Here is a 21,879-nt window from a genome sequence, read left to right on the forward strand (position 1 = left end):
TAAAAGCAGGACTGATGACAACGTGGGAACTTGGAAAAATCATTTTTCCGATTACGTTAGTAATGACCCTCCTTCGGTATACTCCTGTCCTCGAATGGATCGTTGCGCTGATCGCTCCTGTGATGAAATGGATCGGTTTGTCAGGGGACGCTGCCATTCCTTTAGTAATAGGAAATTTCTTAAATCTTTATGCTGGAATCGGGGCAATCTTAACACTAGACTTAACGGTTAAAGAAGTTTTCATTTTAGCTGTTATGCTATCCTTCTCCCATAATTTGCTGATTGAATCGGGCGTTGCGGCAAGAGTTGGTGTAAAGCTTTGGGTCATTCTTGCTGTAAGAATTGGACTTGCCGTCGTATCGGCTTTTGCTATCAATCTTGTTTGGCAAGGTGGGAGCGAGCAGGCAGCTTATGGACTTGTTTCTCAAACGAATGAAACGGTGAGCGGCTTTGGACCCATTCTTCTTCAAGGGTTGGAAAAAGCGTCATTAGGCGTTCTGCAGCTTGCTATGATCGTCATTCCACTAATGATTTTCATTCAGGTTATGAAAGATTTATCCTGGCTTACAACCTTTTCACGCTGGATGGCACCTGTGACGAGAAGCCTTGGCATGAAAGAAAACACATCGACAACGCTTGCTGCAGGACTTGTCTTTGGCCTTGCATACGGAGCAGGGGTTATGATTCAGGCTGCAAAAGAAGATGGCGTTGAGAAGAAAGATCTTTATTTAGCGTTTATTTTTCTCGTGGCGTGTCATGCTGTCATTGAGGATACCCTCATATTTATTCCACTCGGGATTCCGGTCATCTGGTTGCTTCTCGTTCGATTAGTAACAGCCATTCTTTTAACGGTAATCATCTCAGTTATATGGAAACGTCGTGAACTAAATGCTTCAAAAAGAAAGGATCCATCGTATGAGTATTAACACCCTTTTATTTGATTTAGACGGAACATTAATTAATACAAATGATTTAATTATGGCTTCATTTAAACATACGTTTGATCATTTTTATCCCGGACGTTATGAGGATGAAGAATTAAAACAGTTTATTGGAGAGCCGCTTTACTTAACGTTCGCAAAGCATGATGAAAGTCGTGCAGAAGAAATGGTCGCTTTTTATCGTGATCATAATATTACGAATCATGATCACCTTGTCACGGAATTTGATGGCGTATTTGAAACGGTGAAGACGTTATCTGAAAAAGGATACAAACTAGCAATCGTAACGTCAAAAATGAGAAACACGGTAGAAATGGGATTAAAGCTAACAAAGCTTGATCAATTCTTCCCTGTCGTTATCACAGTTGATGAAGTTGAACATCCTAAGCCACATCCAGAGCAGCTTGAAACAGCCATGAACAAACTGGGTTCTGTTCGTGAAGAAACGCTGATGGTTGGTGATAGCCAATATGATATTCTCGCTGGACAAAATGCGGGTGTAACGACAGTTGGTGTGTCCTGGACGATTAAAGGATCCGACTTTCTTGCCTCATTTAAGCCAGATTACCTGGTTGATCATATGGGAGAAATTCTTTCGATTGCTGGAGCCGATAAGTGAGAAACACAGAGCGGTACCCCGTTACTGGTAGCAATGCTCTCTGGCAAATTTATAAAACCGTTCCGTTTTGGAAGGTCGTGAAGAACTTTATTGTGATCCAGCTCGCTCGATACACTCCTTTTATTCCTATGAAGAATTGGTTGTATAAAACCTTCCTAGGTGTGAAAATTGGTGACCAAACGGCATTTGCCCTTATGGTGATGCTCGACATTATGTTTCCGGAAAAGATTTCAGTCGGAAAAAACTCCATTATAGGCTACAATACAACGATATTAGCTCATGAATATTTGATAGATGAGTATCGCCTTGGCGATGTTGTCATTGGTGATGGGGTGATGATTGGGGCGAATAGTACATTGTTGCCGGGCATTACGATTGGTGATGGGGCGATTGTATCAGCTGGGACGCTTGTTCATAAAAGTGTGCCAGCAGGGGCTTTTGTTGGTGGAAATCCAATGCAGGTCATCTATACGAAAGAAGAACGAGCAAAGCACGATATATAAAAGCCCGCAGCAGATGCTGCGGGCTTTCTTGTAATTACTCGTCACCCTGATCTGTTAGAATAACTGGGCCGTCTTTTGTAATGGCTAGTGTATGTTCATACTGAGCGGATGTAGAGCCATCCACTGTGCGAGCTGTCCAGCCATCTTCGTCAATCGTGCTGTATGGTTTACCAATGTTTAGCATCGGTTCAATTGTAATCACCATACCTTCTTTCAGTCTAGCGCCTGTACCGGGCTGACCGAAATGTGGAATCATCGGTTCTTCGTGAAGAGTCGGTCCAATGCCGTGTCCAGTGAAATCTCGAACAACGCCAAATCCTTCTGCTTCAGCATATTTTTGAATCGCATGGCCGATGTCGCCAATGCGGTTGCCAATGACGGCTTGCTCGATACCTAAGTAGAGAGATTTTTTCGTCGTTTCAAGCAAATGCTGCTTTTCTTCTGAAATTTCTCCTACTGCATACGTCCATGCAGAATCAGCGAGTGCGCCATTTAAATTCACAACCATGTCGATTGTAACGATGTCGCCTTCTTTCAGTTTTCTTGAACCTGGGAACCCGTGACAAATGACATCATTAACAGAAGCACATGTGGCGTAAGGGTAATCTTGATAGCCTTTTTGCTCTGGTGTCGCCCCGCGTTCTTCTAAAAAGAGTTCAACAAAATCATCAATTTGTTTCGTTGTAACACCTGGTTTAATAATGCTACGAAGTTCTTTGTGGCAATCAGCCAGAACCTCTCCAGCTTCTTTCATTAATTGAATTTCTCGACTTGTTTTACGGTGAATCATGTTTTCGCCTACTTTCTGCGTTTTCGTTCGATCCGTTAGGTGGACATTCCATCATCCTGAAGAGGATGAAGTCCAATTTCTAACACGTTATGCGGAAGATCTTCCCTCAGTTACTGTAACAAAAAAGCCCGCAAATTGCAGGCTTCTTGATTAAAGTAAATAAAATCCGATCCCCATAATTAAGTAAGCAGCGAGTAACGTCGCTCCTTCAAACCAGTTCGTTTCGCCATCATTACTGATGACAATCATTAGCAATACGGCTGTTACCATCGTCACTAGCTCTGGTAACGTAAAGACAAGTGGCATTTGCACCGGGAAGAAAAGGGAGATAAGGACGAGTAGTGGCGCAACAAACATGGCCACCTGTAAGGTTGAACCAACTGCAATTTCAACAGCTACATCCATTTTATTTTTGTAAGCCATGATGATAGCGGAAGCGTGCTCAGCCGCATTTCCTACAATGGCTACAATGATGACCCCAATAAATAATTCACTCCAGCCAAATGTATCCCCAACTGTTTCAAATGTATGCACAAGACTTTCTGATACATAGGCCACTGCAGCAGTCGACAGAGCTAGCACAAGCATCGCTTTTTTTCGACTCCACTCAGGTTCTTCGTGAGCGTGTTTGCCGCCGGCATCGCTCCCTTCTTGATTAGAAACGTGCTGGTAGACACCTCGATGGGTTACGAGCTTAAAGAAGAGTGCAGCAAGGTAAAGAACGATAAGAATGATGGATATGCCTGTACTTAATGAAATCGCTTCTGCGTCACTCATGTCCATTGAGAACACTTCAGGTATAACAAATGCCACAATCACTCCAAACATTAACAGTCCGGAATTGTGCCTGGCGTCATAGACGTTGAATTTTTGTCTTTTAAACTTTAATCCTCCAACGAAGAATGACAAACCAGCAACAAGGAGCAGGTTTCCTAGAACTGATCCTGTTAGTGAAGCAAGTACAATTTCAATTAAACCTTCTCTTAATGCAAAAATTGAAATGATAAGTTCAACTGCATTTCCAAAGGTTGCGTTAAGCAAGCCACCAATCCTTGGTCCTGAGATTACTGCAAGACTTTCGGTTGCTCTTCCCATATAAGCGGCAAGAGAAACAATGGTTAAGCAATAGACGACAAACATGAGTGTTTGTGACCAATGAAGAAGACTTCCTGCAACGGATAGGGGAACGCCGATGATCACGAGGAAAAAGAAAATTTTATTAACCACGTGGCACATCCTCTCTTTTCATCATTTAATCTTTTCCTCATTATAGATTTCATTATTTGGAAAAGAAAGTTTCTATCATAGTTATTACCCCAATCTACGAAGAAGTGATCACAATTATGAGACAGTAACCCAAAAATCGACATCATTCTTTAAGATCACCTAAAAAATAAAGGTAATTCACATTGGAGTACAGAAAAGGAGTAAAGGGAATAATGCCCCTTATTGGTTGACGAAAAAAATAAAGCCGTGTAAACTACAAATAACTTCATCTTGTTAGTATGTTAGCGAACTAAAGGAAATGTGAGGTGCACAAAATGACAAGACCATTCGTATTTGAGAAACCGCTCGGTATGCGCGATACGCTACCGGTCCTATATGACTTGAAAACAAGCATTCGTGAAAAGATTCAGCGTGTAACAGAGGGATGGGGCTATCGTTTTATGAACACCCCCACGCTAGAGTACTATGAAACGGTAGGCGAAGCTTCTGCCATTCTTGATCAGCAGCTTTTTAAACTACTTGACCAGCGTGGCAATACGCTCGTCTTAAGACCCGACATGACGGCCCCAATTGCTCGTGTGGCAGCTTCAAGTCTTAAAAACGAACCGTTTCCACTACGGCTTGCCTATGATTCCAATGTGTTTCGCGCACAGGAAGACGAAGGTGGGAAACCCGCTGAATTTGAACAAATCGGCGTCGAGTTAATCGGAGATCGGACAACTAGTGCTGATGCAGAAGTGATTGCATTAATGGCTGCTGTTTTAGAAGAAGCAGGCCTTGAAGATTTTCAAATCGCCATTGGGCACGTTGGTTTTATTCAAGAACTGTTTCTTTCAATCGTTGGAAATGAAGAACGAGCGGCTGTCCTTCGCCGTTATTTATATGAGAAAAATTATGTAGGCTACCGTCAGCATGTTCGGGAAATGCCGCTATCCACAATTGATCAAAAAAGATTAATGGCATTACTGACGATTCGTGGTGATGGATCAAAATTAGAAGAAGCGATTGAACTTCTTCCAAATGAAGCTGGTGAACGAGTGCTTAATGAGCTTCGCACACTCTTACATACGCTCAAAGCTTATGGTGTTTCAGATCAAGTAAAATTTGATTTTACACTTGTAAGTCATATGAGTTATTACACAGGCGTTGTATTTGAAGGGTATGCGAACAACCTTGGCGTGCCTCTAAGTAATGGAGGACGTTACGATGAGTTGCTCGAGCGCTTTGATCGTCCAGCTCAGGCAACGGGTTTTGGTATTCGCCTTGATCATCTTGCGGAAGCACTAGGGGTAACGGATCATGAGCGCTTGCCTAATGCCATTATCTTCAGCCCTGAACGAAGAGAAGAAGCCATTCAACAGGCGTCAGAACGACGAGCGGATGGCGAGAAAGTTGTTGTGCAGGAGTTAAGCGGTATAACGAATCTTGATGCTTACTCTGAGCGTTTTGAAGATGTAACCTATTTAATCGGTAAGAGCGGAAAGGGGATGTAATCATGCTAACGATGGCCATGCCGAAAGGGCGTATTTTTGAAGAAGCAGTTGAATTGCTTCGAAATGCAGGTTATCAACTTCCCCCTGAGTTTGATGATTCACGGAAGTTAATCATTGATATAGAAGAAGAAAATCTTCGTTTTATTTTAGCGAAACCAATGGATGTTCCAACTTATGTGGAACACGGCGTAGCTGACGTTGGAATCGCTGGGAAAGACGTGATGCTTGAAGAAGAACGGAATGTGTATGAAGTGCTTGATCTGAAAATTAGCGGTTGTTATCTCGCGGTTGCAGGACTCTCAGATGGTCCTATTAAAGGGGTGGCACCGAAAATCGCAACAAAATATCCGAACGTTGCGTCAAATTACTTCCGTCAGCAGGGTGAGCAAGTTGAAATCATTAAGCTAAACGGATCGATTGAGCTTGCGCCACTGATTGGTCTAGCGGATCGCATCGTTGATATTGTTTCAACAGGTCGAACCTTAACAGAAAACGGCTTAATGGAAACGGCATTTATTGAGCCAATCACATCGCGCTTTATTGTGAACCCAGTAAGCTATCGAACGAAAGATGCCATTATTGACGATATGGTCGAACGTCTTTCAGCAGTTGTGGAAGGAGAGAGTGCAGATGAAAATCGTTAATCGTAATGAAGGCATTTCCATTAAACGCTCGATTGAGCAAGGAACGGAAGAGCAGCGTCAGGCTGTTCTTTCGATTCTTTCACAAGTGAAAGCGACTGGTGATGAAGCGATTAAGGAAAACACAAAGAAGTTTGATGGAGCAGACTTAACTGAACTGCGCGTTTCAGCTGAAGAAATCGAAAGCGCCTATACCGATTTATCTGATGAACTCATCACAACGATTAGACAGGCTGCAAAGAACATCCAAACGTTTCACGAGCGTCAGCGCCGTCAGTCCTGGTTTACGACGGCTGAAGACGGTACAATGCTAGGACAAAAAGTGACGCCACTTGATTCTGTTGGCGTCTATGTTCCTGGTGGAAAAGCCGCTTATCCCTCTTCGGTACTCATGAACGTCATTCCGGCCATCGCTGCGGGTGTAAAGCGAATTGCAATGGTCACACCGCCTGATGCAGAGGGAAATGTCCCTTCTGGTGTTCTTGTTGCAGCAAATGAAGTAGGCGTTACGGAAATTTTTAAAGTAGGCGGCGCTCAAGCAGTTGCGGCACTCGCATACGGGACCGAAACAATTTCCCCGGTTGATAAAATTGTAGGACCGGGTAACATCTTCGTTGCACTTGCGAAACGAGAAGTGTTTGGGATCGTCGATATTGATATGATCGCTGGTCCAAGTGAAATCGTTGTGTTAGCTGATGAACAGGCGAATCCAGCTTATGTTGCAGCAGATCTTTTATCCCAAGCTGAACATGATGAGCGGGCAAGCGCCGTTCTTGTCACAACATCATCTGCTCTTGCTGAGCGCGTACAGGAAGAAGTGAAGCAACAGCTCGTTGCACTTCCGCGCGCCGACATTGCCGCAACGTCGATTGAGGATTATGGCATGATTTATGTTGTGGATCACCTTGCGGAAGCGGTTGAAGCTGTAAATGAACTTGCGCCTGAGCACCTTGAAATTATGGTCGATGAGCCGATGACGCTGCTAGGGAAAATTCGTCACGCTGGAGCGATTTTCCTTGGGCCATATAGCTCCGAGCCAGTTGGGGATTATTTTGCTGGACCTAATCACGTTCTCCCAACGAATGGAACCGCCCGATTTTCAAGTCCATTGTCAGTAGATGACTTTATTAAAAAATCAAGCGTTATTTCTTATAGTAAAGAAGCATTGAGAAAGAACGGTAACAGCATCGCAGCGCTGGCTAAGCTTGAAGGGCTTGATGCTCACGCAAGAGCTGTTGAACTTCGATTGGAGGATTTAAAATGAGCGAAGAAAGAAAAAGTTCCATTTCAAGAGAAACCTCTGAAACATCGATTAACTTATCCTTTGGGGTAGACGGAAGTGGAAAAACTGATTTGCAAACCGGTGTCCCTTTTCTTACTCACATGCTTGATTTGTTCACGAAGCATGGCAAGTTTGATTTAGCGATTGCGGCAAATGGGGACACAGAAGTTGATGATCACCACACAACAGAAGACATTGGAATTTGCCTTGGTGAAGCACTAAAACAGGCGCTTGGGTCAAAAGAAGGCATTAAGCGATATGGCAATGCGTTTGTTCCGATGGATGATGCGCTTGCTCAGGTTGTCGTAGATCTAAGCAACCGACCACACCTTGAATATCGTGTGGAACTTCCATCGAATCGTGTTGGAACGTTTGATACTGAATTGGTGCATGAGTTTTTGTGGAAGCTTGCGATTGAAGCAAGAATGAACTTACACGTGATTGTTCACTACGGACACAATACACACCACATTATTGAAGCTATTTTTAAAGCACTCGGACGTGCTCTAGATGAGGCAACGCTAATCGATCCCAGAGTAAAAGGTGTGCCATCAACGAAAGGAATGCTTTAAATGATCGGTATTATTGACTACGGGATGGGGAATTTATACAGCGTAAGTAAGGCACTAGAGCGTCTCGGTTATGACTATTTTGTTTCAGAGGATGAGAAGGAGCTCGCCAAAGCGACTGGACTTCTCCTTCCTGGAGTTGGTTCTTTTCGTGATGCGATGGCGATTTTAACGGAAACGGGGTTAAAAGCTTTTATTGAAAAAGAAGTGGAAGCAGGTAAACCGTTACTTGGCATTTGTCTTGGCATGCAGCTTCTTTTTGAAGAAAGTGATGAAAATGGGTATGCGGAGGGCTTCTCTTTTTTACCGGGTAAAGTAAAGAAGTTTCCTGGCAAAGATGCGTTTGGTAATGCCTATAAAGTTCCGCATATGGGGTGGAACAAGCTAGTGATTCATCAGCCTGATTCCTTTTTAATGAATGGTGTCGGTGATGAGCACGTGTATTTTGTGCACTCCTATTATGTGGATACAGATGATCGTGATGTTTTAATTTCAACAGCTGATTATGCTGAGGAAGTTCCGGCTGTTGTTGGTAAAGGGAAGGTGTTTGGCACCCAGTTCCATCCGGAGAAAAGCAGTCATGCTGGTCTTACGATTCTAAAAAACTATGCCCAATACGTAGAAAGGAATGACGCATAAGATGCCAATTACCATTTATCCTGCTATTGATATGAGAGGCGGCAAATGTGTACGTCTTTTGCAAGGTGATTACGATAAAGAAACGGTTTACGGCGATTCGCCTTTTGATATGGCAAAGCAATTTGCTGATGATGGAGCCGAGTGGATTCATATGGTTGATCTTGACGGGGCAAGAGAGGGAAAGCGTGTAAATGATCGCCACGTTCTTGAGGTGGCCAACAACTTATCGGCGCGTGTTCAAGTTGGAGGAGGAATTCGAACGGAAGAAGACGTTGCTTATTACCTTGAAAACGGTGTTGATCGGATTATTCTCGGTAGCAGTGCCATATCTGATCCAGACTTTGTGAAAAGAATGCTCGCGAAATATAAAGAAAAGATTGCGATCGGAATTGATGCAAGAGATGGATATGTCGCAGTTGAAGGCTGGCTAAAAACATCCGAAATCAAAGCAGTCGATCTTGGAAAAGAGCTTGCTGAGCATGGCGCAGAGGTTTTCATTTTTACGGATATTTCAAAAGACGGAATGCTATCAGGTCCAAACGTTGAAGCAATTGCTGAGCTTGGTGAGGCTACCGGTAAAGACGTGATTGCTTCAGGTGGGATCAGCAACCTTGATGATGTGAAAAGTCTTGAACAAAGAAGTGATTCCATTAGTGGTGCAATTATCGGAAAAGCTCTCTACACGAATCAATTTACTTTAAAACAAGCGCTGGAGGTCTAGGGATGCTGACGAAACGAATTATCCCGTGCCTGGATGTGAAAGACGGCCGCGTTGTGAAAGGCATCCAGTTTGTAGGGCTTAGAGATGCCGGTGATCCTGTTGAATTAGCGAGAGTGTACGATGAGGAAGGTGCAGACGAGCTTGTTTTTTTAGATATCTCTGCTTCTCATGAAGGAAGAGAAACGATGGTCGATGTAGTGCGACAGGTGGCAGCGGAACTTGCTATTCCTTTTACCGTTGGCGGTGGAATTAATAAGCTTGAAGATATGAAACGAGTGCTTCGTGCCGGAGCTGATAAAGTATCGATGAATACAGCCGCTGTTCTTCGTCCGGAATTAATTCGTGAAGGCGCCGATTATTTTGGAACACAGTGCATGGTCGTTGCAATTGACGCAAAGTGGGAAGAAGAAACAAATTCATGGCGCGTTTATACCCACGGTGGTCGTACGGCAACGGAATGGGATGCTGTTGAGTGGGCGATCAAAGCTCAGGAAATGGGTGCTGGCGAAATTCTATTAACAAGTATGAATGCGGACGGAAGTAAAGATGGGTTTGATGTTCCTCTAACGAAAGCGATTGGCGAAGCTGTTTCCATTCCTGTCATTGCATCAGGAGGAGCAGGGTCTTCTGAAGACTTTCTCGAGGTCTTCCACGATGCTTCAGCAGATGCTGCTTTAGCCGCATCAATCTTCCACTATAAAGAAACCTCACTATCGCATGTGAAAGATTACTTAAAACAAAACGGGGTGGCGATTCGATGAATACCGAAATGATTCAATTTGATGAAAAAGGCCTTGTGCCAGCGATTGTACAGGATGTAGCGAGTAAAGAAGTGTTAACGCTAGCTTATATGAACAAAGAGTCACTAACGAAAACAATTGAAACAAAGGAAACGTGGTTTTACAGCCGTTCACGCGAAGAACTCTGGCATAAGGGAGAGACTTCAGGCAATACGCAGACCGTTCTTGATCTTCGCTATGATTGTGATCAAGACGCAGTGCTTGTGCTTGTAAATCCCGAGGGACCGGCCTGTCATAAAGGGACTTACTCTTGTTTCAGTGAATCTCTTCTTTCAGAAGAACCAAAGTCAAATGGGGATCGTTTTGCTATCCTCAATACACTCGAACAAACGATTGCTAAAAGAGAAGCTGAGCGTCCTGATGGAGCTTATACAACATATCTCTTTAATGAAGGTGTTGATAAGATTCTAAAGAAGGTTGGCGAAGAAGCTTCCGAAGTCATCATTGCAGCAAAAAACCGCGACCACCAAGAACTTACGTGGGAATCAGCCGACTTGATTTTCCATTTGATGGTGTTGTTGAGAGAGCAGGAATGTGCGCTCGATGACGTTCTTCAGGTACTTGAGGAACGACACGCTTCAAAATAATGAAACTTCTTTCTCTCCCATTCGTAGACAAGAGTAAATTCAATTACGAGAAATGGAGAGAGGTTACATGTTTGTAGGGTTCATGTTTGTGGGACTTGCTATTGGACTTTTTCTCGGTGAACCAGGCCCTGGTGTGCTGCTTGGAATGGGAATTGGTTTTATTGCGCAAGAAATCTCAAAGCGCAAAAAAGATATGTGGAAATAAAAACGAGCCGAAGAGCTCGTTTTTATTTTGGGGTGCATTAGACCAAAACGATTCGAAGAGCGTACCTGAGCATTTAGCCAGTTTTTTCTACTTATTTTCTTTTACGATTGGAAGTAGATGTATGTTATACTTTTGAACGGATATGACTGGTAATAGAATTACTTGAAGAAAGATTATTGGGGGGAAACATGAGGAAAGAACTTCATGCTTCTTCGGAAATGAAAGGCCGACTGATTCCGTTCGTTCAGGACGGAGATTATTTTTATAAAAAGGCTATGAGAGCCTATCAGCAACGGAATTTGGATAAAGCAAGACAGCATCTTGAACGTGCGGTTAAACTTGTCCCCGAAGAAGTCGATTATATATGTCAACTTGCAGCGGTCCTGTCGGAATTAGGCGAATATGAAGCATCAAATGAATGGCTGAAATTTGTTCTTGACGATCTAGATCCTGAATACTATGATTGCTACTTTTTCCTTGCGAACAACTTTGCACATATGGGTCTGTTTAAACAAACGGAAGAGCATGCAAGAGCTTATCTTGAGTATGAACCAGAAGGTGAGTTCATGGAAGATGCCGAAGAGTTAGTTGATCTGATTTTGTTCGAGCAATCTGAGAATATTCCACAAGAAATCGGCGAAGAAGAACAGCTGATTCAAGAGCATGAAGCCGCTCGTAAAGCGATTGAAGCGGGACATTTTCTTGAAGCGATTGAGTTACTTGAGCGGATGACAGAAGTTTATTCTGAGTTTTGGCCTGCTTACAATAACCTTGCCCTCGCTTATTTTTATAGTGAGCAGTATGAGGAAGCCGTCGAAGTACTCGATGACGTCTTAACGAAAAATGAAGGGAATCTAAACGCGGTTTGTAACTTAACGCTTTTCTATGATTTCCTTGGACAATATGTTAAACGTGATGTGATGCTCGAAAGACTGAAAAATGTCTATCCGATCCATCCAGATCATTCTTATAAATTAGGAAGCACGTTTGGGTTTTTAGGTGAACATGAACTTGCTTTTCACTGGCTTCGTAAAGTGGAGAATACAAGACATGTGTGGGACGTGCCCTTTTATCATTGGATCGCTGTTTCAGCGTTTCAGCTTGATCGTCCTGACCTTGCAAAACGCTACTGGAAGAAGGTTCAACGTGTTGACGCGGCAAATGAAATGGCGTCGCGTTATCTCACAGAGCTAGAAGCAGGTACGCTTCTTAAAAGCCAGGTTAGCTATCGGTCTCAAATGCCTCAAGAAGATGAGAAGCATGACGGAAAACATGATTATCACGCCAGAATGACTCATCTCATGCTTCTCTATACGAGGCGAGATCCAGAAAGTGCTTCAATCTTACAAACTTATTGTAAACGTAAGGATGAACCTCTTCTTGTTAAGGAGCTTTCGGCGTATATTGCCATTACACTTTCTGACGATGCCGTTCAAATCGTCGATGGAGAAAAAGCGTATACCGTTCGAACGCAGACCGATTTTCCTGAGTACGTACGATCAGGTATGCGTATTATCGCTGAGCTCGAACAGACTGATATTAGTGACTCAGATTTGCATGAGCTAATTGCGATGATCTGGTTACCTTGTTATGTTAAACTTTCAAGTAGTGGCAAAGCCTTTCAAAACGTGAAAGCAACTGCTGCTGCGATGTTTTACATGTGGCATAAAGTAAAACAAACCAATGTCACTCAAATCGAAGTCGCCAAAGCATTTGATGTCTCTGGATCGACTGTCTATGCGTATCGTAAAAAGTTAACGGACTTACTTGAAACAAAGGGCGTTTGAGCAGACTGGTAGACTTTTGACCAACAATCAGATATGATTCTAAATAAGAAATATTATTTTTTGATAATCAATATAATCTAATGATAGAAACGTGAAGGAAGTGAAGCAGATGAGTGAAAAAATTTATGATGTCATTATTGTCGGTGCCGGACCTGCAGGTATGACTGCAGCTGTATACACTTCTCGTGCTAATCTCGACGTTCTTATGATTGAACGCGGGATTCCGGGCGGACAAATGGCAAATACAGAAGATGTAGAAAACTATCCAGGTTTTGATAGCATTCTTGGTCCAGACCTTTCTACGAAAATGTTTGAGCACGCGAAGAAATTTGGCGCTCAATATCAATATGGTGATGTGAAAGAAATTCGTGATAACGGTGACTACAAGACAGTCGTATCAGGAAATCAAGAATTTCATGCAAAAGCCATTATTGTAACGAGTGGTGCAGAATACAAGAAGATTGGTGTTCCTGGAGAAGCAGAGTATAGCGGCCGTGGTGTTTCTTATTGCGCGGTTTGTGACGGAGCTTTCTTTAAGAACAAAGAGCTTGTTGTCGTAGGTGGTGGAGATTCAGCCGTTGAGGAAGGCGTGTATCTTACACGGTTTGCTTCTAAAGTAACCATTGTACACAGACGTGATCAGCTACGAGCACAGAAAATTCTTCAACAGCGCGCGTTTGATAACGAAAAAATTGATTTCATCTGGAACCATACGGTGAAAGAGATTCTGGGTGAAAATGGTAAAGTGAATAAAACGCTTCTTGTAAACACAGTAACTGGTGAAGAGCGTGAATTCAGCGCGGATGGTGTCTTTATTTACATCGGTATGCTTCCATTAAACCAAGCTGTTAGCGGTCTTAATATTACAAACGAAGAAGGCTATATCGTGACAGACGAAAACATGGCGACGAAGGTTCCTGGTATCTATGCAGCAGGTGACATTCGTGACAAAATGCTTCGTCAAATCGTAACGGCAACTGGCGATGGTAGTATTGCTGCGCAATCTGTTCAGCACTACATTGAATCATTAGAAGATGCTGGAAAAGAAGCGCTAGTCTAATTCGGTATAAAAGCAGAGGGCGACCCTCTGCTTTTTCTTTATAGCTTGCATTAAAACCCGTTTCGACAGCCTTCGAGCGGTATCGGGTGGTGCCTGTCACCGCGTCATTCCCTTTTAATTTTGCTGTAACAGCGGTGAAATACAAATGGGGTAAACTAGTAATAGATTTAACCCCCTTTAAATAGATTCACTCTTTTGCACGGGCATTTATGCACCGTGCTCTTTTTTTGCCTGAATGAGATAAATCTTCATGGCTAATCCAAACCGCTCTCATTGTTCATGGTCAGCAATCATAGTATACTATGGGTAGAAAATCTTGAAGTCTGAGCTTCTTTCAGGCTTTCGTATACTAACAGGATGATTGAATTGAGGTGACAATTGTGCAACGAGTAACAAACTGCATTTTAAACGACGAAGCAAATGATCGCGTACTCTTACTACAAAAGCCGCGCCGAGGTTGGTGGGTTGCACCAGGTGGAAAGATGGAATCGGAAGAATCCATCCGTGATTCGGTGATTCGCGAGTTCCGAGAAGAAACTGGTGTCTATTTAAAGAACCCTAAACTTAAGGGGATTTTCACATTCATTATTAAAGAAAATGAAGTAACTAAGTCTGAATGGATGATGTTTACGTTTCTTGCAACGGAATACGATGGGGAATCAGTAGAAAAGTCAGCAGAAGGAAAAGTAGCTTGGGTAAAAACAGATGATGTGAGTGACCTTCCAATGGCTCCGGGAGATTATCATATTCTTGACTATATGATGAAAGGCCATGGAATTATTTATGGAACGTTCACCTATACCCCCGACTTCAAATTACTTTCTTATCGACTAGACCCGTCTTAATAAAACGTGTACCAATAAGAGAAATTGAGAAACGGAGTGGGGAAAATGACCGATTTAATCGATAAACGCATTCATATGGTCATTATTACAGGAATGAGTGGTGCGGGTAAAACGGTTGCGATGCAGTGTTTTGAGGATATTGGCTACTTCTGTATTGATAACCTGCCGCCAGCTCTCTTACCGAAGTTCGTTGAAATGGTTGACGGATCAGAAGGAAAGTTAAATAAAGTAGCGCTCGTGATGGACTTACGCGGCGGAGATTTCTTTGATCATCTAGTGGAAGCCGTTGATCATTTGGATTCACATGATCGCTTGGATGCAGAAGTGCTCTTCCTTGATTCAAAAGACTCCACACTCGTCAGACGCTATAAAGAAACAAGGCGCTCTCATCCGCTGGCACCAGAAGGTTTGCCACTGGAAGGTATCCAAAAAGAACGTGAAATGTTGGAAGAGTTGAAAGGCCGCTCTCAACAAATTATTGATACAAGCGATATTAAACCGGTGCAACTTCGAGAGAAAATCATGGAGCGCTTTTCGAACAATGAAAAAGAAAACTTTGGCGTAAACGTGATGTCATTTGGCTTTAAATACGGCATTCCGATTGATGCTGACCTTGTATTTGATATTCGCTTTCTTCCAAACCCTCATTATGTGGAGCATTTGCGTCCAAAAACAGGTGTGGAAGAAGAAGTCGCGAACTATGTATTTAAGTGGAAGGAAACACAAATCTTTCTTGAGAAGTTAATTGATATGCTTGCCTATATGCTCCCGCAATATAAGAGAGAAGGAAAGAGTCAGCTAGTTATCGGCATTGGCTGCACGGGCGGAAAGCATCGTTCTGTTGCTTTTGCTGAACACATCGGCCATCACTTTGAATCAGAGTATCGAACAAATATTACGCATCGGGATATTGAAAAAGGGAAGGGTCACAAATAATATGGATGAGACTAATCTGCCAAAGGCTGTCGTCATTGGCGGAGGAACAGGCCTATCGGTACTTCTACGTGGACTTAAAAAGTTTCCTGTCGACATCACTGCCATAGTAACAGTAGCCGACGATGGAGGTAGTTCAGGTCGATTGCGTGACGAGTTTGATATTCCTCCTCCAGGCGATGTGCGAAATGTTATTACAGCTTTATCTGAAGTTGAACCATTATTAGAGGGATTGATGCAGCATCGTTTTAAAAACGGAAATGGTTTGTCTGGTCATTCTCTTGGCAACTTAATGCTCGCAGCCATGACCGATATTACCGGAGACTTTGTAAAAGGCGTAAGAGAAATGTGTCGCGTCTTGAACGTACGTGGTGAAGTTCTCCCTGCATCGAATCAAAGCATTGTGTTACATGCGGAAATGCGTGATGGAACGTTTGTACAAGGTGAATCCCAAATTCCAAAGGCAAACAAAGCAATTAAACGAGTGTTTCTTTCACCACCAGGGATCAAAGCGCTACCCGAATCGATTCGAGCCATTCGTGAAGCAGATTTAATTGTACTTGGACCAGGTAGTTTATATACAAGCATTTTACCGAATTTACTTGTGCCAGGCATCGCGAAAGAAATTCAGCAGGCAAAAGCAAGAAAAGTATATGTTTGTAACGTTATGACTCAGTTAGGCGAAACAGAAAATTATACGGCGAGTGACCACGTGCAGGCACTCATTGATCACATTGGCTATAAACTTATGGATACGATTATTGTAAATGAAGAAATGATTCCCTCTTTTTATGAAAAACGTTATGCACAAGAACGAGCAGAGGTTGTGCAATATGACGAAAATCGTCTGAAGAGCTTTGGTTTTCATGTAATCAGTGATAAAATTATCCAATACGATGAGAAATATGTACGCCATGATGCGAAAAAAATATCATCGATTCTTCTATCTTTATTAGACGATAGAAGAGCATGATGGGTCAGTGGGGCCCCTGCATGAAAAAGGGGGGATGGCAATGTCATTTGCTGCTGATACAAAGAAAGAATTAACGCAGTTAGAAAGCAAACCTTGTTGTGCAAGATCAGAACTAGCAGCTCTTATACGAATGAATGGATCCATTTCGTTTGGAAACAGACAGTTGATTTTAAACATTCCGACAGAACATGCTGCCATTGCAAGAAGGATTTATACGCTTATTAAGCGGATTTATAATTATGATGTTGAACTGCTTGTCCGTAAGAAGATGAGATTGAAGAAAAACAATGTTTACATTGTTCGGGTCTCAGCAAAAGCGAGAGAGCTTCTTGAAGATCTCGGCATTATGGATAATGCATTTACGTTTACTAGAACGATTTCGAGTGACTTTACGAAAAAGGCCTGTTGTAAACGCTCTTATCTAAGAGGAGCATTTCTTGCTGGGGGTTCCATTAATCACCCTGAAACCTCTTACCATCTGGAGATCTTCTCCATGTATGAAGAGCATACAGAGTCACTTTGTAACTTAATGAATGAATTTGGTTTAAATGCGAAGATGCTTGAGCGAAAGAAAGGTTACATCGTCTATATCAAAGAAGGTGAAAAGATTACAGAGTTTTTAAGTGTTGTCGGGGCCCATCAGGCGCTGCTTTACTTTGAAGATGTCCGCATCATGAAAGATATGCGAAATTCTGTTAATCGGATTGTGAATTGTGAGACAGCCAATTTGAATAAGACAGTCGGTGCAGCTTTTCGGCAGGTTGAGAACATCCGCTTTATCCAAAAAGAAGTTGGGCTTGAAATTCTTCCTGATAAATTAAGGGAGATTGCGGAACTTCGAGTGAAACACCAGGATGTAACATTAAAAGAGCTTGGCGAGATGGTCACGGGTGGAGCAATTAGCAAATCCGGAATCAATCACAGATTGAGAAAAATTGACCAAATTGCTGATAAGCTTCGTAACGGTAAGCCAATTTCATAGTCGTCCTCACCATAGTCTTGACTACTGGTGGACAGTAGCTTTCCGACTAGAAGGAAAGCAGGGTTAAAGAAAAACATTCATTCCCTCATAGCGCAGGGAATGAGGTTTTTCTAAATTTTTCACAGTCTGAGATAGCGCTTACTTATTTTGAGGGAAAACGACCATCTGCTGATACTCGTTTTTACACTCGCTAAATAAGAGTCCTCGATCCGTTTTTCTTATCAGCAGTTATAAATAAGGGGAGGAATGAACAAGTGGTTCAAAAAGAAGTTGTTGTGACATTAGAGACAGGATTACAAGCTCGACCTGCAGCCCTTTTCGTACAGGAAGCAAACCGTTTTAACGCGGATATTTTCCTTGAAAAAGATGGAAAGAAAGTGAACGCCAAAAGCATTATGGGTATCATGAGCCTTGCAGTTGGAACAGGAGCTTCTGTTATTTTAACTGTCGATGGTAATGACGAAGAGGATGCTATGTCATCACTCATGGATTTTGTGCAGAAAGATTAAAGAGCGAAGGCTTACCGCTAAGTGCAAGCGGTAGCCTTCGTTTTTTTGTTGTCCTAAAGAATTTTTGCGTAAAAAAGAGCCTTTCCTCAGTGAGGAAAGGCTCGATTCAAACTAGTTTATGCTTTCTTTTCCATTACTTCATCAATTAAGCCGTATTCTTTCGCTTCTGTTGCTTCCATGAAACGGTCACGATCTGTGTCGCGATCAATTGTTTCAAGTGGTTGACCTGTACGTTCAGAAAGAATTTTGTTCAGCTTTTCGCGCATTTGAATAATGCGTTTTGCGTGAATTTCAATGTCAGAAGCCTGACCTTGGGTACCACCGAGCGGTTGGTGAATCATTACTTCACTGTTTGGGAGCGCATAACGCTTTCCAGGCTCACCAGCAGCAAGAAGGAAGGCACCCATGGATGCAGCCATACCGATACAGATTGTTGATACTTTAGGCTTGATGAATTGCATTGTATCGTAAATCGCCATACCTGCTGTGATTGAACCACCAGGGCTGTTAATGTAAAGTGAGATATCTTTATCAGGATCTTCTGCAGCAAGGAAAAGAAGCTGAGCGACTACAGCGTTAGAAACGTTGTCGTCAATTGCTGTTCCTAGCATAATAATACGGTCCTTAAGAAGACGAGAATAAATGTCGTACGCTCTTTCACCGCGGTTTGTTTGTTCAATTACCGTTGGAATTAAAACCATTTAAAATTCCTCCTTTATTTTTATGGAATATGTAGTTGCTGTACGTTCATCATACCTAAAAGGTCAATATAGGTCAAATAATGTGCTGTGCTATTTTTGAAAAGGGTAAGGTAGTAGTGTTTTTCTTTCTCTATCTACATCCATTTTCCCCGCCTCACCTTATTTTAAACAGACCGCGTGCTCCTTTTTTTGAGGCGCTCATCTGATACAAAATAAGTTAGAATTCTTCTCTCTACCTGGTTACGAATTTGGATAGATGAATATCGGTATGTTTGATTGTAGCCACGGCAAAAGACTTTGCAAATGATAACGTCTTCTTTAGTTTCTTCAATGTACACGCGAATTCCTTTTTCATGGAGAATGGCTTTTGCCCATTTTAAATCAGTTGAGGCAAGTGACATAGCTGATCGAATCAGTTCCAGGTAAGGGCGCGGAAGCTTCACTCTAGAATGTTGTACCCATTTCATATCTATTTCCAGCACTCTTTTTACGTAAGGAAGTAAGAGATAGTTTCTTAATGCCTTCGATTCTTCTTTACTTAATTGGAACACGATCGCCACCGCCTAACAGAACATGTGTTTGGTTTTACTTTACTATGAGATAATTGACACGTCAAGAGCTTCAGACTTAAGTAACGAAGTCATTCAAATGAAAGAACGGTACAGGGAAAATACCTTGCAAAAAAAGGGGTGATCCCGTATAATAATCTTTGCGCTAATAAAGCGCGCCCGTAGCTCAGTCGGATAGAGCGGTGGTTTCCGGTACCGCGTCAGTCGGGGGTTCGAATCCCTCCGGGCGCACCATATACATAATTCCAATCCCTTTCGCTGATGCGAGAGGGATTTTTTATACTTTATTATATTATGTATGGTAGACAAATTCAGAAGAACGCGATCGGTTGTTGATTGATTTCTTGAATAAGAAAAAGAAAAAAAGAGTAGAACTCGTCCACTCTTTCTGCTATCCGTCGTGCCTTCTAACAATCACGATCATCATCATGTCTTTTGCTGCCTGTTCCACTCATCGTGTGTTTAAAGCCTGAGTGCATACCAGTAGCGCATAGTCCGAGCCATAATCCGATAAAGAAGGCTTTTTTGAAATCTTCCGGTTCGACGTAAACATGACTCATCACAATTCCGATGATGATTGAAAGGATGGGTAAAAATCTTACCGGAAAACCAAACACCTTGAAGAGATGTACTACTCCAATGATGACTGGAAGCAAAGCAATTCCATATACCGCTAAATCCATGGCATTTGCCTCCTTTTTTCTCTCTATAAGACAGTTTATGTAGAAATTTGACTGAGGGACGGGCGATTTCATCATTGTTATTAAAAATGGTGTCAAGAACCATCATTAAAAAACAGAAAATTCTGCTCATTTTCGATTTTTCATACCATAAAATGAAACGATATAGTATGATGAAGGTGGAGGGATTGCGATGGAATTAGGATTGATACAAAAGCAGACAACGAAACTAGTCATGACAACCCAGTTGCATCAAGCGATTTCTATACTCCAATATTCTACGGCTGAATTACTGGAGTACGTGAAAGAACAGGCTCTTGAAAATCCACTTATTGAATTACAGTCACCATCATGGGAGAGCGGCGTTCGTTCTTCAAAACGTTCCTACGAGAATGGGACTAGACAAGACCCGCTGGAATATGCGGAAACAAGAAGAAGTCTGCACGATGAGCTTCACGAGCAGACGAGGTGCATAAACCTTCCAAAAAAAATAACTGGAATTGTCCATTATTTAATTGATAACATCGATGAAAGTGGCTACTTACGAATCAACGAAACAGAAGTGATGAGTTGTTTAGACTGTGACAAATTTGAGTTAACTGAAGCGATACGACAGGTTCAGTTACTCGACCCTCCAGGTATAGGGGCTCGCTCTTTATCGGAATGTCTTTCTTTACAGCTAAATCAAGAGGGGGAGGTCTTTGAACTTGCTCGATTGCTCGTATCTGATCATTTGAAAGCGTTAGCAGAAAAGAAATACCGTGAGCTTTCGAAGCAGTACCACGTTCCTGTCGAGCACATTCAACAGGCGGCAGATTTGGTAGCAGACCTTGACCCGCGTCCAGGAACGAAGTGGTTTACTGAGAAAACAACGTACATCGTACCGGATGTTATGATCCAAGAGAAAAATGGACGATTTACGGTTACACTGCTTGATGATGATTTGCCGGCAATGAAAGTGAGCAACACGTATCGTTCATTTAAACATAATGAAGCAGCCGACTATTTGAAGGACAAATACCAGCAAGTCAGCTGGTTAATGAAAAGCATTGAACAAAGAAAGCAGACGTTAAGGGCAATTATGGGCGTTGTGATTGTCCATCAACAAGGATTTTTAAGAAATGGCATGAGTGACCTTGTACCGATCACATTGAAAGAAGTAGCTAATGAAGCTCATGTCCATGAATCGACAGTAAGTCGGGCAATTAAAAGTAAATATGTTCAAACGCCACATGGTTTGTACCCACTAAAAGATTTATTCACTTCAAAGTTAGCGAGTGAATCTGGGGAAGGGGCTTCTTCTTCCAGTGTTAAGCTCTTTATTAAAGAACTTGTGGAGAATGAGAATAAACTCAAACCGTTATCAGACCAGAAAATTGTAGAAGCTCTTCATATCCAGCGTGGAATTGAAGTATCAAGACGAACAATTGCAAAATATCGAGACGAATTAAAGATCTTAAGTTCATCTAAGCGAAAGCGATTTACGTAACAGCTGCCGGGAAGGTGGCTCTTTTTTTGCGTTTAAATACCTTGTTAAGTAAACTAGAAAATTGAAAGAAGGGAGGTTTAATTGATGAGTAAATCGGTTACTTTATATTCGAAGGCGACATGTCCACTTTGTGATGAAGCAGCTTATCTTCTTGAGGAGTTACAGGAGGAAGTGACGTTCTCACTACAAACGGTAGATATTTATAGTGATGAGGCGCTCTTGGAAAAATTTATGCTCATGATTCCAGTTGTCGAAATCGAAGGTGAAATCGTAGATTATGGTCAAATCTCAAAAAAAACAATAAGAAAACGCTTACTTTAAAATTTTAAGTATA

The 21,879-nt window shown here is 42.2% G+C and carries 26 protein-coding genes and 1 tRNA gene; 22 read left to right on the forward strand and 5 right to left on the reverse strand.

Going from position 1 to position 21,879, the window contains the following annotated elements; all coding sequences use genetic code 11:
• Positions 1-14: 14 nt before the first annotated feature.
• The 3 genes from LCL91_RS10155 to LCL91_RS10165 are packed head-to-tail and all read left to right on the forward strand — an operon-like array spanning position 15 to position 2,063.
• Complete coding sequence (locus LCL91_RS10155) at positions 15-926, forward strand: nucleoside recognition domain-containing protein (protein WP_255640003.1); 912 nt, start codon at positions 15-17, stop codon at positions 924-926.
• Complete coding sequence (ppaX, locus tag LCL91_RS10160; protein WP_224882133.1) at positions 916-1,560, forward strand: pyrophosphatase PpaX; 645 nt, start codon at positions 916-918, stop codon at positions 1,558-1,560. The genes LCL91_RS10155 and ppaX overlap by 11 nt, the downstream gene beginning before the upstream one ends.
• Positions 1,557-2,063 carry an acyltransferase gene (locus tag LCL91_RS10165; RefSeq protein WP_224882134.1) on the forward strand — a complete coding sequence of 169 codons (507 nt, stop codon included), beginning with the start codon at positions 1,557-1,559 and terminating at the stop codon, positions 2,061-2,063. Before ppaX ends, LCL91_RS10165 begins: the two co-directional genes overlap by 4 nt.
• A gap of 34 nt (positions 2,064-2,097) precedes the next feature.
• On the opposite strand, the gene map is transcribed toward LCL91_RS10165, so the two are convergent.
• Together map and cax are read right to left on the reverse strand one after the other, a co-directional pair.
• Positions 2,098-2,853 carry a type I methionyl aminopeptidase gene (gene map / locus LCL91_RS10170; protein WP_224882136.1) on the reverse strand — a complete coding sequence of 252 codons (756 nt, stop codon included), beginning with the start codon at positions 2,851-2,853 and terminating at the stop codon, positions 2,098-2,100.
• A gap of 150 nt (positions 2,854-3,003) precedes the next feature.
• Positions 3,004-4,089, reverse strand: a complete 1,086-nt coding sequence (cax, locus tag LCL91_RS10175) for a calcium/proton exchanger (protein WP_224882138.1) — start codon at positions 4,087-4,089, stop codon at positions 3,004-3,006.
• A gap of 305 nt (positions 4,090-4,394) precedes the next feature.
• Between cax and LCL91_RS10180 the strand changes: the two genes are divergently transcribed.
• The 16 genes from LCL91_RS10180 to LCL91_RS10255 all read left to right on the forward strand — a co-directional run bounded on the left by LCL91_RS10180 (position 4,395) and on the right by LCL91_RS10255 (position 18,106).
• Positions 4,395-5,573, forward strand: coding sequence for an ATP phosphoribosyltransferase regulatory subunit (locus LCL91_RS10180; RefSeq protein WP_224882140.1), 1,179 nt, complete (start codon positions 4,395-4,397; stop codon positions 5,571-5,573).
• 2 nt (positions 5,574-5,575) lie between these two features.
• Complete coding sequence (gene hisG, locus LCL91_RS10185) at positions 5,576-6,217, forward strand: ATP phosphoribosyltransferase (RefSeq protein ID WP_159784985.1); 642 nt, start codon at positions 5,576-5,578, stop codon at positions 6,215-6,217.
• The gene (hisD, locus tag LCL91_RS10190) at positions 6,204-7,478 is read left to right on the forward strand and encodes a histidinol dehydrogenase (protein WP_224882141.1); all 1,275 of its coding nucleotides are present in this window, start codon (positions 6,204-6,206) and stop codon (positions 7,476-7,478) included. The genes hisG and hisD overlap by 14 nt, the downstream gene beginning before the upstream one ends.
• On the forward strand, positions 7,475-8,068 hold the full coding sequence (gene hisB / locus LCL91_RS10195) for an imidazoleglycerol-phosphate dehydratase HisB (protein ID WP_224882142.1): 594 nt from the start codon (positions 7,475-7,477) through the stop codon (positions 8,066-8,068). Before hisD ends, hisB begins: the two co-directional genes overlap by 4 nt.
• Positions 8,069-8,704 (forward strand): imidazole glycerol phosphate synthase subunit HisH, encoded by a 636-nt coding sequence (hisH, locus tag LCL91_RS10200; RefSeq protein WP_224882143.1) that lies wholly within the window; start codon positions 8,069-8,071, stop codon positions 8,702-8,704.
• Position 8,705: 1 nt separating this feature from the next.
• Positions 8,706-9,425: a 1-(5-phosphoribosyl)-5-[(5-phosphoribosylamino)methylideneamino]imidazole-4-carboxamide isomerase gene (hisA, locus tag LCL91_RS10205; protein ID WP_224882144.1), complete on the forward strand. Its 720-nt coding sequence runs from the start codon at positions 8,706-8,708 to the stop codon at positions 9,423-9,425.
• A gap of 2 nt (positions 9,426-9,427) precedes the next feature.
• On the forward strand, positions 9,428-10,186 hold the full coding sequence (gene hisF / locus LCL91_RS10210; protein ID WP_159784970.1) for an imidazole glycerol phosphate synthase subunit HisF: 759 nt from the start codon (positions 9,428-9,430) through the stop codon (positions 10,184-10,186).
• Positions 10,183-10,812, forward strand: coding sequence for a bifunctional phosphoribosyl-AMP cyclohydrolase/phosphoribosyl-ATP diphosphatase HisIE (gene hisIE / locus LCL91_RS10215; RefSeq protein ID WP_224882146.1), 630 nt, complete (start codon positions 10,183-10,185; stop codon positions 10,810-10,812). Before hisF ends, hisIE begins: the two co-directional genes overlap by 4 nt.
• Before the next feature lie 67 nt (positions 10,813-10,879).
• A complete protein-coding gene (locus LCL91_RS10220; RefSeq protein WP_224882150.1) occupies positions 10,880-11,017 on the forward strand; it encodes a hypothetical protein in 138 nt (45 codons plus the stop codon).
• Between the two features lie 188 nt (positions 11,018-11,205).
• The gene (locus LCL91_RS10225) at positions 11,206-12,804 is read left to right on the forward strand and encodes a tetratricopeptide repeat protein (RefSeq protein WP_224882152.1); all 1,599 of its coding nucleotides are present in this window, start codon (positions 11,206-11,208) and stop codon (positions 12,802-12,804) included.
• Between the two features lie 109 nt (positions 12,805-12,913).
• The gene (gene trxB, locus LCL91_RS10230) at positions 12,914-13,864 is read left to right on the forward strand and encodes a thioredoxin-disulfide reductase (RefSeq protein WP_224882156.1); all 951 of its coding nucleotides are present in this window, start codon (positions 12,914-12,916) and stop codon (positions 13,862-13,864) included.
• Positions 13,865-14,235: 371 nt separating this feature from the next.
• Complete coding sequence (locus LCL91_RS10235; RefSeq protein ID WP_224882158.1) at positions 14,236-14,709, forward strand: 8-oxo-dGTP diphosphatase; 474 nt, start codon at positions 14,236-14,238, stop codon at positions 14,707-14,709.
• Between the two features lie 45 nt (positions 14,710-14,754).
• The gene (gene rapZ, locus LCL91_RS10240) at positions 14,755-15,645 is read left to right on the forward strand and encodes an RNase adapter RapZ (RefSeq protein WP_224882160.1); all 891 of its coding nucleotides are present in this window, start codon (positions 14,755-14,757) and stop codon (positions 15,643-15,645) included.
• A 1-nt stretch (position 15,646) separates the two neighbouring features.
• The gene (locus LCL91_RS10245; protein WP_224882162.1) at positions 15,647-16,615 is read left to right on the forward strand and encodes a gluconeogenesis factor YvcK family protein; all 969 of its coding nucleotides are present in this window, start codon (positions 15,647-15,649) and stop codon (positions 16,613-16,615) included.
• A 40-nt stretch (positions 16,616-16,655) separates the two neighbouring features.
• Positions 16,656-17,597, forward strand: a complete 942-nt coding sequence (whiA, locus tag LCL91_RS10250; RefSeq protein ID WP_159784952.1) for a DNA-binding protein WhiA — start codon at positions 16,656-16,658, stop codon at positions 17,595-17,597.
• 254 nt (positions 17,598-17,851) lie between these two features.
• Positions 17,852-18,106, forward strand: a complete 255-nt coding sequence (locus tag LCL91_RS10255; RefSeq protein ID WP_098445024.1) for an HPr family phosphocarrier protein — start codon at positions 17,852-17,854, stop codon at positions 18,104-18,106.
• Positions 18,107-18,222: 116 nt separating this feature from the next.
• On the opposite strand, the gene clpP is transcribed toward LCL91_RS10255, so the two are convergent.
• Positions 18,223-18,807 carry an ATP-dependent Clp endopeptidase proteolytic subunit ClpP gene (gene clpP, locus LCL91_RS10260; protein WP_098445023.1) on the reverse strand — a complete coding sequence of 195 codons (585 nt, stop codon included), beginning with the start codon at positions 18,805-18,807 and terminating at the stop codon, positions 18,223-18,225.
• A 164-nt stretch (positions 18,808-18,971) separates the two neighbouring features.
• Positions 18,972-19,358 (reverse strand): hypothetical protein, encoded by a 387-nt coding sequence (locus LCL91_RS10265; protein ID WP_224882164.1) that lies wholly within the window; start codon positions 19,356-19,358, stop codon positions 18,972-18,974.
• 173 nt (positions 19,359-19,531) lie between these two features.
• Here LCL91_RS10265 and LCL91_RS10270 point away from each other — a divergent pair.
• Positions 19,532-19,610, forward strand: a tRNA-Arg gene (locus LCL91_RS10270).
• A gap of 173 nt (positions 19,611-19,783) precedes the next feature.
• Here the strand turns inward: LCL91_RS10270 and LCL91_RS10275 are convergent.
• Positions 19,784-20,059, reverse strand: a complete 276-nt coding sequence (locus tag LCL91_RS10275; protein WP_224882165.1) for a hypothetical protein — start codon at positions 20,057-20,059, stop codon at positions 19,784-19,786.
• Between the two features lie 190 nt (positions 20,060-20,249).
• On the opposite strand from LCL91_RS10275, the gene rpoN reads away from it, so the two are divergent.
• Entirely contained in the window at positions 20,250-21,545 is a 1,296-nt protein-coding gene (gene rpoN, locus LCL91_RS10280; RefSeq protein ID WP_224882166.1) for an RNA polymerase factor sigma-54, read from the forward strand.
• Positions 21,546-21,629: 84 nt separating this feature from the next.
• Positions 21,630-21,866 (forward strand): glutaredoxin family protein, encoded by a 237-nt coding sequence (locus LCL91_RS10285; protein WP_224882167.1) that lies wholly within the window; start codon positions 21,630-21,632, stop codon positions 21,864-21,866.
• Positions 21,867-21,879 lie beyond the last annotated feature (13 nt).

This window comes from Guptibacillus hwajinpoensis, from assembly GCF_020171785.1.
Taxonomy (GTDB): domain Bacteria; phylum Bacillota; class Bacilli; order Bacillales; family Guptibacillaceae; genus Guptibacillus; species Guptibacillus sedimenti.